Source organism: Pseudomonas sp. Y39-6, from assembly GCF_023651955.1.
Taxonomy (GTDB): domain Bacteria; phylum Pseudomonadota; class Gammaproteobacteria; order Pseudomonadales; family Pseudomonadaceae; genus Aquipseudomonas; species Aquipseudomonas veronii.
This window is the reverse complement of the sequence record NZ_CP069594.1, coordinates 630,297-642,699: the sequence shown is the minus strand read 5'-3', so window position 1 is coordinate 642,699 and position 12,403 is coordinate 630,297. Positions and strand designations below refer to the sequence as shown.

Annotated in this window: 10 protein-coding genes; 4 read left to right on the top strand and 6 right to left on the bottom strand. The window is 62.1% G+C overall.

Annotation, left to right across the window (positions count from 1 at the left end):
* Positions 1-41: 41 nt before the first annotated feature.
* From JN756_RS02745 to amaB, 3 genes are all read right to left on the bottom strand, one after another.
* A complete protein-coding gene (locus tag JN756_RS02745) occupies positions 42-1,178 on the bottom strand; it encodes a branched-chain amino acid ABC transporter substrate-binding protein (protein ID WP_046490657.1) in 1,137 nt (378 codons plus the stop codon).
* A 386-nt stretch (positions 1,179-1,564) separates the two neighbouring features.
* Positions 1,565-2,848 carry an L-pipecolate oxidase gene (gene amaA / locus JN756_RS02740; RefSeq protein WP_201021759.1) on the bottom strand — a complete coding sequence of 428 codons (1,284 nt, stop codon included), beginning with the start codon at positions 2,846-2,848 and terminating at the stop codon, positions 1,565-1,567.
* 172 nt (positions 2,849-3,020) lie between these two features.
* Positions 3,021-4,511 (bottom strand): L-piperidine-6-carboxylate dehydrogenase, encoded by a 1,491-nt coding sequence (gene amaB / locus JN756_RS02735; RefSeq protein WP_057003684.1) that lies wholly within the window; start codon positions 4,509-4,511, stop codon positions 3,021-3,023.
* Between the two features lie 153 nt (positions 4,512-4,664).
* On the opposite strand from amaB, the gene JN756_RS02730 reads away from it, so the two are divergent.
* The 3 genes from JN756_RS02730 to nadE all read left to right on the top strand — a co-directional run bounded on the left by JN756_RS02730 (position 4,665) and on the right by nadE (position 7,812).
* Positions 4,665-5,552 (top strand): LysR family transcriptional regulator, encoded by an 888-nt coding sequence (locus JN756_RS02730; protein ID WP_104904045.1) that lies wholly within the window; start codon positions 4,665-4,667, stop codon positions 5,550-5,552.
* Between the two features lie 214 nt (positions 5,553-5,766).
* Positions 5,767-6,981, top strand: coding sequence for a nicotinate phosphoribosyltransferase (gene pncB, locus JN756_RS02725; RefSeq protein WP_017849730.1), 1,215 nt, complete (start codon positions 5,767-5,769; stop codon positions 6,979-6,981).
* A 3-nt stretch (positions 6,982-6,984) separates the two neighbouring features.
* Positions 6,985-7,812, top strand: coding sequence for an NAD(+) synthase (gene nadE / locus JN756_RS02720; protein WP_017849731.1), 828 nt, complete (start codon positions 6,985-6,987; stop codon positions 7,810-7,812).
* Positions 7,813-7,948: 136 nt separating this feature from the next.
* Here the strand turns inward: nadE and azu are convergent, their stop codons facing one another.
* Positions 7,949-8,395 carry an azurin gene (gene azu, locus JN756_RS02715; RefSeq protein WP_126588419.1) on the bottom strand — a complete coding sequence of 149 codons (447 nt, stop codon included), beginning with the start codon at positions 8,393-8,395 and terminating at the stop codon, positions 7,949-7,951.
* Between the two features lie 333 nt (positions 8,396-8,728).
* Here azu and JN756_RS02710 point away from each other — a divergent pair, with 333 nt between their 5' ends.
* The gene (locus JN756_RS02710; RefSeq protein ID WP_017849733.1) at positions 8,729-8,911 is read left to right on the top strand and encodes a hypothetical protein; all 183 of its coding nucleotides are present in this window, start codon (positions 8,729-8,731) and stop codon (positions 8,909-8,911) included.
* 102 nt (positions 8,912-9,013) lie between these two features.
* On the opposite strand, the gene JN756_RS02705 is transcribed toward JN756_RS02710, so the two are convergent.
* The gene (locus JN756_RS02705; protein ID WP_108526109.1) at positions 9,014-9,904 is read right to left on the bottom strand and encodes a transglutaminase family protein; all 891 of its coding nucleotides are present in this window, start codon (positions 9,902-9,904) and stop codon (positions 9,014-9,016) included.
* Positions 9,904-12,390, bottom strand: coding sequence for a circularly permuted type 2 ATP-grasp protein (locus JN756_RS02700; RefSeq protein ID WP_046384889.1), 2,487 nt, complete (start codon positions 12,388-12,390; stop codon positions 9,904-9,906). Before JN756_RS02700 ends, JN756_RS02705 begins: the two co-directional genes overlap by 1 nt.
* Positions 12,391-12,403: the final 13 nt, after the last annotated feature.

Sequence of the window (12,403 nt, the reverse complement as noted above, 5' to 3'; positions counted from 1 at the left end):
GGGGCAAGCCCCCTCCCACATTAGGTCTGTGGTACTCAGCCTTACTTCTGCTTTTCCAACTGGTGGTATTTGCCGTCTTTGTCCCACTGGTAAACCACGTAGTCGGAGACTTTCAGGTCGCCCTTGGCATCCCAGGCTTTTTCACCCATCACGGTTTTTACCGGGTGAGCCTTGAGCCACTTGGCGGCGTCTTCACCCTTGTTGGACTTGGCACCGTTGAAGCCGGCAGCCAGGGCCTGGACCGACGCGTAGGCATACAGGGTGTAGCCTTCTGGCTCGGTGCCGTTTTTACGGAACTCTTCAACCACTGCCTTGCTGTCCGGCAGCAGGCGCGGGTCAGCGCCGAAGGTCATGTACACGCCGTCCACGTACTGCGCACCGCCAGCGGTCGCGACCAGTTCGTCGGTCACGATGCCGTCGTCGGACATGAATTTCACGTCCTTGAGGCCTGCTTCACGAATCTGGCGAACCAGCGGACCGGCTTCCGGGTGCAGGCCGCCGAAGTACACGACATCAGCGCCCAAGGAGCGGATTTTGGTGACCAGGGCACTGAAGTCTTTCTCGCCCCGGGTCAGGCCTTCTTCCAGCACCGGTTTCACGCCGCGCTTGGTCAACTGGGCAGCGGTGGCGTCGGCCAGGCCTTTGCCGTAGGTGTCCTTGTCGTTGATGACCGCGACTTTCTTGCCCTTGAGCACGTCGACGATGTAGTCGCCGGCCACGATGCCTTGCTGGTCGTCACGCCCGCACATACGGAACATGGCGCCCAGGCCGCGTTCGGTGACCTGCGGGTTGGTCGAGCCTGGGGTGATGGCGATGATGCCGGCTTCGTCGTAGACCTCGGACGCCGGGATGGTGTTGGACGAGCAGAAGTGCCCGACCACGCCGATCACTTTGTCCTGGTCGGCCAGGCGGTTGGCCACGGCCACGGCCTGCTTGGGTTCACAGGCATCGTCACCGGCGACCAGCTTGATCTGCTCACCGTTGATGCCGCCAGCCTTGTTGATGACATCGGCTGCCGCCTGGGCGCCCTTCATGTACTGCTCACCGAAAGCGGCGTTGGCGCCCGTCATCGGCCCCGCTACGCCAATCTTCACATCAGCTTGAACAAACGTAGAAACACCCAGCGCCGCTGCAACGGCGAGGGCCAGAAAACCTTTCTTGTAAAACGTCTGGGACATGAGTGGTGCTCCGAGGTTTTTGTTTATTGGCACTAAGTATTCACTGCAAACCTTCAACCAAAACTTTCACTGAAAGCCCAGAGCAAGCCGCGTGCCATTACGTTTTTATTCTTCAAAAAGACACGGTGTCATTGTTATTGCAGGTGTTTCGGCTCCGTTCGTCGGGACGTGCAACCCTCTAACTTCAATAGGTGCAACCCATGGATCAAAAAAGTACAACCTTCATGGGTCGCACCTGCAACCAGACCGCCAAACGACACTTCCTACAGCTGTAACAATGCACGTAACGGAACTGCACATTTACAGTGCGTGATTGCTACAACTTGCACCAATACAGATTAGTCGTCGGCGAAGAACGTGCCGGCTTCTGAAGGCTATTTCGCTGATCAGATCACGATCCGCAAGCATTGGCCGGCGTGATACAGCGAGAATCCGGCTTCATACAGGCAACTGCGCAGGCCCACCCCGGCCAGCGGTTGCATCGGCGCGAACGGAATCGGCAGAGCCTGGGGATTCTGGTGACACAAGTAGTCGGCAAAGGCCTTGCCGACCACGCTGCCGGTGGTCACGCCGCGGCCGTTGTAGCCGGTCACGGCCACCAGGCCGGGCGCGGGTTCGAACAAGCGCATCAAGTGGTCCGGGGTGAACGCGATGCAGCCGGTCCAGGTGCATTCCCACTGCACCGATTTGAGGTACGGGAAGTAGTGCTGCTGCACCCGATCGGCCCACGCCTTGAGAAACCACGTCGGTTTCTGGTTGCCGTTGCCCAGGCTGCCGAGCAACAGGCGGCCATCGGCGTCGCGGCGGATGCTGCTGAGCACCTGGCGCGTGTCCCACGAACCCTGGCCACCGGGAAGGATTCGCTGGGCCGCGTCGTCGGTCAGCGGTGCGGAGGCGACCTGGTAGTAATAGCCAGGGAAGAAATTGCGCCGCAGTTCGGTCCATTCGCCTTCGGTGTAGGCATTCGAGGCGATCACCACTTGTGCAGCCTGCACCGCACCGTTCGCGGTCTGCACCGACCACTCCGCACCTTGGCGTTCCAGGCGCGCAACCGGGGAATGATCGAAAAGCTGCCCGCCCAACCCCACGGCCGCATTGGCCAGGCCGCTGGTGTAGGCCATCGGGTTCAAGGTGCCGGCACGTCTATCCAGCAGTGCGGCGGCGATCTTTTGAGTGCCGGTGGCTTGCTCGCAGGCTGAACCGGTGAGCAGTTCGACCGGCGCGCCGCGGCGCTTCCATTGTTCTTCACGACTGCGCAAATCCGCTTCGCCCCGGGCGTTGTGCGCCATGTGCAAAGTGCCCTCGCGGCGCAATTGGCAATCGATGTTGTATTTGTCGACCAGGCTGAACACCAGCGACGGCGCCGCGCCCAGCATGCGATTGAGCTGGCTGCCCACCGCCTCGCCGAAACCGGCTTCGATCTCGTCCGGGGGAATCCACAGGCCGGCGTTGACCAGCCCGACATTGCGCCCCGAGCCGCCATGGCCGGTGCGATGGGCTTCCAGCACGGCGACAGTCTTGCCTTGTTCCAGCAAGTGAATGGCCGCCGACAAACCGGTAATCCCGGCGCCGATCACGCACACATCCACCTTCACTTCGCCCTTGAGCGCAGCGCGATCCGGCCGGCCAGGGGTGAGTTGTTCCCACAAACATGTTTCGCGTAGTGCCATTGCCAGACTCCGATGAGACCTAACAAACATCTATTCCGAACTGCATATAGCTCAACTGTGGGAGGGGGCTTGCTCCCGATGGCAGTGGATCAGCTGGACATCTGTTGACTGACACACCGCCATCGGGGGCAAGCCCCCTCCCACATTTTGACCGCACTTCGACTTAAGGTAATCAGTCGAAGGTAATGCCCTGGGCCAGCGGCAGTTCCAGCGAGTAGTTCACGGTATTGGTCTGGCGACGCATGTACCCGCGCCACGCATCCGAGCCCGACTCACGCCCGCCGCCCGTCTCTTTCTCACCGCCAAACGCGCCGCCGATTTCCGCGCCGCTCGGGCCGATGTTGACGTTGGCAATGCCGCAGTCGCTGCCGACCGCCGACATGAACTGCTCGGCTTCGCGCACATCGGTGGTGAAAATGCATGACGACAGGCCTTGCGGCACGGCGTTGTTCAGGCGCAGGGCTTCGGCGAAGTCGCTGTAGCCGACCACGTACAGGATCGGTGCGAAGGTCTCAGTGCAGACCACGTCGCTTTGCTCCGGCATTTCCACAATCGCCGGCGACACGTAATAGGCATTCGGGAATTTGTCTTCCAGTTGGCGCTTGCCACCGAACACCTTGCCGCCTTCGCTCAGGGCCTGCTCCAGCGCATCCTGCATCGCGTCGAAGCCGTGCTTGTCGATCAGCGGGCCGATCAGGTTGCCTTCCAGCGGGTGGCCGATGCGTACCTTGGAATAGGCGGCCTTGAGGCGCGTGACGATTTCTTCCTTGACCGACTCATGGGCGATCAGCCGGCGCAGCGTGGTGCAACGCTGCCCGGCGGTGCCGACGGCGCTGAACAGGATGGCGCGCACCGCCATGTCCAGGTCGGCGCTTGGGCCGAGGATCATCGCGTTGTTGCCGCCCAGCTCGAGGATGCTGCGGGCAAAGCGCGCGGCGACTTTCGGCGCCACTTCACGGCCCATGCGCGTACTGCCGGTGGCGCTGATCAGTGCGACACGCGGGTCATCCACCAACGCGGCACCGGCATCGCGGCCACCGATGATCACCTGGCTCAGGTATTGCGGCGCATCGTTGAATTTTTTCAGCACGCGCTCGAACAGCGCCTGGCAGGCCAGGGCGGTGAGCGGGGTCTTTTCCGACGGCTTCCAGATCACGGCGTTGCCGCACACCAGGGCCAGGGTGGTGTTCCACGCCCACACGGCCACCGGGAAGTTGAACGCGCTGATCACACCGACCACGCCCAGCGGGTGCCAGGTTTCACGCATGTGGTGGCCCGGGCGCTCGGAGGCGATGGTCAAGCCATACAACTGGCGCGACAGGCCGACGGCGAAGTCGCAGATGTCGATCATTTCCTGCACTTCACCCAGGCCTTCCTGAGTGATCTTGCCGGCTTCCCAGGAGACCAACTCGCCCAGGTCTGTCTTGTATTCGCGCAACACGTCGCCGAACTGGCGCACCAACTCGCCGCGACGCGGTGCCGGCACCTTGCGCCAGGCCTCGAATGCATGCTCGGCGCGACTGACCTGTTGCTCCACCTCGGCGGCGCCTTCCCAGTTCACACTGCCGATACGGCTGCCATCGATCGGCGAATGCACGGGTTGTTTCCCCGCTTGGTACAGCGCCGGGTTTACCCCGAGACGATCAAGCAATGCGGCAACCATGGGTCACTCCTTCAATCTATACAGAAAAAATTGCGCCGCGGCCCGCACGGCGATCCAGGGCTTATTTGTAGCTGGCCCAAGACTTGCCAACAAACGACGATTAGGCGAGATATCATTCCGTTTATTCATGCAAAGCATAAAAAGAGGCATGCCGTGCTGAACAAAAGACATTTGCCCTCGATCACTGCCCTGCAGTGTTTCGAAGCCGCCACCCGCCACCTGAGCTTCACCCGCGCCGCCGAGGAGCTGAACCTCACGCAAAGCGCGGTGAGCAAACAGGTCGCGCAACTGGAAGAACTGCTGCAGCACCTGCTGTTTCGCCGGGTACGTCGACGCTTGCAGATGACCCCGGCGGGCGATTTGTATTTGGTGGAAGTGCGCAAAATCCTCACCCAGGTGGAGATGTCCACCCATTACCTGCGCTCCTACGGTGGCGAGACCGAAGTATTACGCGTGTCTACGCCCTACACCTTCGGCGCACGCTGGCTGGTGCCGCGCCTCAAGGGCTGGCGCTTGCGTCATCCGCAAATCCACCTGGACCTGTGCAACGAACAGGAACCGGACGAGCTGCTGCAAGGCAAGGCCGACATGGCGTTCTACTTCGGCCAAGGCTCACGCCCCGGCACCGAGAGCCTGAAACTGTTCAGTGAAGAACTGATCCCGGTGTGCGCCCCGGAAAGCCTGCCCGCACAAGCCTTCACCGACCCCACGCAACTGAGCAACCTGGTCCTGCTGCAAAACGCCTCGCGCCCCCAGGGCTGGCATGACTGGTTCGCCGACCAGGGGTTTCACACCGAGCACAGCTATCACGGGCCGCGTTTCGACACGTTCTATATGTGCATTCGGGCGGCGCAGGTGGGCTGTGGCGTAGCGTTGCTACCGCGCTTCCTGGTGGAGGAGGAACTGGCCGACGGAAAGCTGGTGATCCCTTGGCAGCATGCAATGCCGAGCCAGGATGCGTATTACCTGGCGTACCCCGAGCATTCGGCGGAGGTGCCCAAGGTGCGGGAGTTTGTGAAGTGGATGATGGAGCAAGTGTGAACCTGTGTTGTCTGCACAACCGCTATCGGGAGCAAGCCCCCTCCCACATTTGAAACGCATTCCAAGTGTGGGAGGGGGCTTGCCCCCGATAGGGCCAGTGGCCTCACTGAAAAAATCACTGGCAAAACCCCACAGGTCTATGCGCCACTAGCCCCCTTCCTTTCTTGTGCGTAAAGGCCGGCGCCCATCGCCGTCCTGTCTGGAGATTCCCGTTATGAGCGAGAGTGTGTTTGCCGATCGCATCGTGCAGAACCTGCTCGACACCGACTTCTACAAGCTGACCATGATGCAGGCGGTGCTGCACAACTACCCCAATGTGGAAGTTGAATGGGAGTTTCGTTGCCGCAACAGTGAAGACCTGCGCCCGTACCTGGCGGAGATCCGTTACCAGTTCGAGCGCCTCGCCGAGTTGAGCCTGAGCGCGGACCAACTGAGTTTCCTGGAGCGCATCAGCTTCATGAAGCCGGATTTTTTGCGCTTTCTCGGCTTGTTCCGCTTCAACCTGCGCTATGTCCACACCGGCATCGAAAACGGCGAGCTGTTTATCCGCCTGCGCGGGCCGTGGCTGCATGTGATCCTGTTTGAAGTGCCGATGCTCGCCATCATCAGCGAAGTGCGCAACCGCTATCGCTACCAGACCGTGGTCCTCGAACAGGCCCGCGAGCAGTTGTACCGCAAGTTCGACTGGCTGATCGCAAACGCCAGCAGCGACGAGCTCGCCGAGCTGCAGGTGGCGGACTTCGGCACTCGCCGACGCTTCTCCTACCGCGTGCAGGAAGAAGTGGTGAGCGTGCTCAAGCACGACTTCCCCGGCCGGTTTGTCGGCACCAGCAACGTCCACCTGGCTCGCGAGTTCGATATGAAACCGCTGGGCACCATGGCCCATGAATGGATCATGGCCCACCAGCAACTCGGCCCGCGCCTGATCGACAGCCAGATCGCCGCCCTCGACTGCTGGGTCCGCGAATACCGCGGCCTGCTGGGTATCGCCCTGACCGATTGCATCACCACCGACGCCTTCCTCAGCGACTTCGACTTGTACTTCGCCAAGCTGTTCGACGGCCTGCGCCACGATTCCGGTGACCCGGTGCTGTGGGCGGAAAAAGCCATCGCCCACTATCACAAGCTGGGCATCGAGCCGATGAGCAAGACCCTGGTGTTCTCCGACAGCCTGTCGCTGCCCAAGGCCCTGGAGATATTCCGGGCGCTGCGTGGTCGGATCAATGTGAGCTTTGGCATCGGCACCAACCTGACCTGCGATATTCCAGGTGTGGAACCGATGAGCATTGTGCTTAAAATGACGGCCTGCAATGGCCAGCCCGTCGCGAAGATCTCCGATGAAGCGGGCAAGACCCACTGCACGGACCCGAATTTCGTCGCCTATTTGCGACACGTTTTCAAAGTACCTGCCCTTTCCAGCAAGGAGTGAATCATGCAAGCCGTACAGCGTGAGATTGCGCAGCAGCTCAAGGTTCAAGCGCCGTTCAAAGACCAGGCCGCCCTTGAGGCCGAAATCGCCCGGCGCGTGACCTTTATCCAGGACTGCCTGCGCAATTCAGGGCTCAAGACATTGGTGTTGGGCATCAGCGGTGGCGTCGACTCCCTGACCGCAGGCCTGCTCGCCCAACGCGCCATGCAGGAGCTGCGCTCCAGCACCGGCGACGAGGCCTATCGTTTTATCGCGGTGCGCCTGCCCTACGAAACCCAGTTCGATGAAATCGACGCCCAGGCCGCGGTGGACTTTATCGAGCCGGATGAGCGCCACACCGTAAACATCGGCCCAGCGGTGAAATCCCTGGCCAATGAAGTGGCGGCATTTGAAGGCAAGGCGGCGGTGTCCCGCGATTTCGTGCTGGGCAACACCAAGGCACGCATGCGGATGGTCGCGCAGTACACCATCGCCGGCGCGGCCAGCGGCCTGGTGATCGGCACCGACCATGCGGCGGAAGCGGTGATGGGCTTTTTCACCAAGTTCGGTGATGGCGCCTGCGATCTGGCACCGTTGAGCGGGCTGGTGAAGAACCAGGTGCGATCGATTGCGCGGCACTTCGGTGCGCCGGAGTCGCTGGTGGAGAAAATCCCGACCGCCGACCTGGAAGACCTCTCGCCGGGTAAGCCGGACGAGGCGTCACATGGCGTGACCTATGCCGAGATCGATGCGTTCCTGCACGGCGAGCCGGTGCGGGAAGAAGCGTTCAGGATCATTTGCGAGACGTATCGCAAGACCGAGCACAAGCGGGTCATGCCGTTTGCGCCGTGAGGTGAACCAGATAGTGTTGTGTTGATTGTGAGGTAGCCATCGGGGGCAAGCCCCCTCCCACAGTTGACCGAGTTCCCATATGAGAATGCGGTCGAATGTGGGAGGGGGCTTGCCCCCGATGAACGATAATGCGGTCTTACTTGACGACCACAGTACCTTTCATCATCGAGATGTGGCCTGGGAACGAGCAGAAGAACGCATAGTCAGTGCCCGCTTTCAGCTTGGACACATCGAAGCTCACCGCGTCTTTCTCGCCAGCGCCAATGACTTTGGTGTGGGCGATGATGCGCTCGTCGCCGTCTTTCAGGTAGTTCTTGTCGAGGCCGGCAGCCATGCCATCGGTCGCGACCGCTTGCGTGTCGGCGGCGCTGGTCAGCACCCAGTTATGGCCCATGACGTTTTTCGGCAAGCTGCCGGAGTGAGTCAACTCGACGGTGAACGTCTTGCAGCTCTTGTCGATCACGATTTCCTTGGTGTTGTAGGACATCTGGTCGGTAGAGTCGACGGTGACCTTGCACTCTGCAGCAAGCAACTGGCCACTTGCCAGAGTCAGCAGGGAAACAGCAACGAGTTTGGCAAACATGTGATTCTCCAAGGCAGGGTTTAAACAACGCATAGTGCGACAAGGGTGCCCGAGGCGGGCAGAAAGTCTTATGACCTGAATCAACAAATTGTATACAACTTTAGGCTATCAGACTTATCGATACAATCAACCAGCCAAAGTGCCACGTCCCGCCTATGATCGGTCCATCACCCACTGGAGTCCGGACCATGCACCTCAATCATCTGTTCAGCGGTCTGTTGGCCGCATACGCCTGCGGTAAGTGAAGGCCAAGCGCGCCGCTAAGCTGCTACCATAGCGACCCAAGGCAGCTGCGCGCCGCCCACCCTCACCTTCGACCCTAGAGGATCGCCCATGGCCAAACCTAATTACTCCTTCGCCAAACGTCAAAGAGACTTGGCCAAGGAACAGAAGAAAGAGGAAAAGCTGCAACGCAAGAAAGCCGCTGCAGACGAAGAGACCGGCGCACTGAACCCGGATGCGGAAGGCGAAGTGGCAACCGACGACACCGAGACACCGAAAGACCCGGCCGAGTAAGCATCACTGTAGGAGCGAGCGTGCTCGCGAAGTGCGTTAACGATAACGCGGGGTGCCTGGTTCAACGCGGCGCCCTCGGTTTTTTCGCGAGCAAGCTCGCTCCTACAAGAGCGGCATCACCGTCACCCGCACTTCCGGGTCATGGCTGCCTCCCCCCAGAATCACCCCACGCAACGGCGAAACATCGGAGAAATCCCGGCCCCAGGCCAGGGTGATGTGTTCCAGTGCTGGCTGCACATTGTTGGTCGGATCAAAATCCACCCAGCCCGACATCGGGCAGTACACCGAAATCCACGCATGGGACGCATCGGCGCCGATCAGCCGTGGCTGGCCGGGCGGCGGCTGGGTCAGCAGGTAGCCGCTGATATAGCGCGCCGCCAGGCCCCGTGAGCGCAGGCAGGCGAGCATCAGGTGAGCGAAGTCCTGGCACACCCCGCGACGGCGCTCCAGCACCTCCACCAGCGGCGTGGCGACTTGGGTGGCTTCGGCATCGAAGGTGAATTCGCCGAAGATTTTTTCCATCAGGGCCTGAGCGCCCAGCAACAGCGGACGCCCGGGCGGGAAACAGCTTTCGGAGAACTCGACGAAGGTTTTCTTCAGATGCACGTAGGGCGATTCGAAGCGAAAGCGACAGGCTTCGATCAACGCCGATGACAGCGGCTGGCTGCTGTAGGTCAGGCTGTCGCGAGTCTGGTCCCAGGCCGGCGACTGTTGGAAATCCAGCAGCGGCCGCGCCAGCACTTCCACGGTCAGCCCGGCATTCACCAACAATTCATCATGGGGCCGCTCGAACGCCAGGCGGGTGATCGGGTTGCCGAACACGTCCAGCTCATCGCGGCGCGAGGACGGCAACGGGCTGATATCCAGTTGCTGCGAGGTGCAGCGCTGCCAGGCACATGGCCGTGGCCACAGATGCGCCAACTGCTGGGCCAGGGACACCGGGCTGTCGTAGTGGTAATGGGTATCGTGAAAAATCTGATAGCGCGCACTCATCACACCGACACCGTTTGTTGGCTGACATCATCCACATGGGCAAAATGGCGCAAGGCCAGGCGATCCGACACTTGCCCACTCTCATCGGCGACCGCTTGCAGCAGGTCGGCCAGGCCGTCCAGCGCGGCACGCACGCTGGCCTCGCCAAACAGCGGGTTCTCCAGGCAACCCAGGTCGAACCGCGCGAGGCGCTCGACCAACGGCGCCAGGCCGGTTTCCCGGGGCACCGCGAAATCATCGTTGAGACGACGCAAGGTGCGGCTCACCAGCTTCAACTGAAACAACACGGCGTGGGGGTTCTGCTCATCCAGCAGCAACAGGTCGAGCACCGGAATCAGTTGCGGCACCGCCAGGTAGCGCGAGCGGTAGGTGATGCTGCTGTTGCCCAGTTCCAGCAACCATTCCAGCCCGGCCTGATCGAACACCGCCACGCCGCGCAGGAACGCCGCGAGGCTGCTGCTGAGAAACTGCAGGCGCTCGATGCGCCGGCCCATCATCAGAAAGCGCCAGCCTTCGTCGCGGGTCATGTCGTCCAGGGCAAACCCGGACAGCGCCGCCAGGGACATCACCAGGCGGTTGAGGAAGTCCAGCAACTCGCCAAAGTCGGGGCTTTCGCTCTCCAGTTCCAGCGCTTCGCGTTGCAGCTCCACCAGGGCCTGCCAGTTCTCTCGGGACAACTTGCCGCGCACCTGGGACGCCGCCCACTGCAAGCGCTGCAGGTTGGCGCGCAGGCTCGACGGCCAGTCGTCGCCAAGCAAGGCCGCGAGCAGGCGTTCGGGCAACTCGCCCTCCTCCGGCAACAGGCGCAGGTTTTCGCCCAGTTCGACCGCCGCTTGCAACGCCAGCGGATCGTCGCCGTCGACATAGCGCGCCAACACGATGCGCAGCCAGCGCGCGCTGTTATCGCAGCGTTCACAGTAACGGCCAAACCAAAACAGGTTTTCCACCACCCGCGACGGCAGATAAGGGTCGCGGCGCACCAGGTCATGGGCGCCGATCGGCCGCTGCGCGCGCCACTGCTCGCCGCCGGCGGCGCGTTCGCCGAGCACCCAGGTGTCCTTGCTCGCGCCGCCGCGTTGCATCGACACCACCTCGGCATCGGCCTCGGCAGCCACGCGGGTCAGGCCGCCGGGCAATACCCGGTAACCGTCGGCGCTGGCCACGGCGTAGACGCGCATGCCGATGGCGCGGTGTTGCAGGTGGTCTTCGACGGTGTGCCACACCGGCGCCTGGGACAGCTGCGCCAGCTCCTGGGCGACATACGCGTAAGGCCGCGCGCGCATGCGCTCGGCCAGGGCCTCGCGTTGTGCGTCGTTCAAGTCACGGCCGAAGACCGGGTTGAAGCTCTGTGACGGAAATGCCGGTTTGATCAGCAGCTCGGGCAGTTTCTCCAGCGCTTCGGCAAGCACCGGCGCTTCGCCGCACCACCACGTCGCAATGGACGGCAGGAGCAGTTCTTCGCCAAACAAAAATTCGTTGATCTTCGGCAGAAAGCCCAGCAGGCCGGGGGATTCTAGTACACCGCTGCCCAGGGCATTGGCCACCAGCACGTTGCCTTGGCGCGCGGCGTCGAGCAGGCCGGGCACGCCGAGGGCCGAGTCGGTGCGCAGTTCGAGGGGGTCGCAGAAGTCGTCGTCGAGGCGGCGCATGATCGCGTGTACCCGACGCAGGCCACTGAGGGTTTTCAGGAACACCGTGCTGTCGCGCACCGTGAGGTCGCCGCCTTCCACCAGCGGGTAGCCGAGCTGACGGGCGAGGTACAGGTGTTCGAAATAGCTTTCGTTGAAACGCCCAGGCGTGAGCAGCACGATCAACGGCGGCTGACTATCGCTGGGCGCCTGGCGCGCCAGGGTTTCCTGCAGGGTGCGGAAGAAACCGGTGAGGTGCTGCACCTGCAGGTCGCGGTACAGATCCGGAAAGGCGCGGGACACAATGGTGCGGTTTTCCAGCGCATAACCGGCGCCCGAAGGGGCCTGGGTGCGGTCGGCAGTGACCCACCAGCGACCATCCGGGGTGCGCGCCAGATCGACGGCGTACAGGTGCAGGAACGTACCGTCGGGCGGCTGGATGCCCTGGCACGGCCACAGAAAATTGTTATGCCCGAACACCAGTTCGGCCGGCAGCAGGCCTTCCTTGATCAAGCGTTGCGGGCCGTAGAGGTCCGCCAGTACCGCGTTGAGCAGCCGCGCACGCTGGGCAATACCGGCCGACAGGTGCTGCCATTCATCGGCCGCCAGCACATGGGGCAGCAGGTCCAGTTCCCACGGGCGATCAGCGCCCTTGGGGTCGGCGTAGACGTTGTAGGTCACGCCGTTTTCCTGGATCTGCCGGGTCAGCAACGCCTGGCGCTGGGCCAGTTGCGCGGGGGTGCTGCGTTGCAGATGGTCGAGCAGGCGCCGCCAATGGGCACGCACCGCGCCACTGTCGTCCAGCAGTTCGTGATAAGTGCCCGCGGTCAGCGGGTAACGGTCGAGCAAGTCGGACATGGAACGCTCGGCA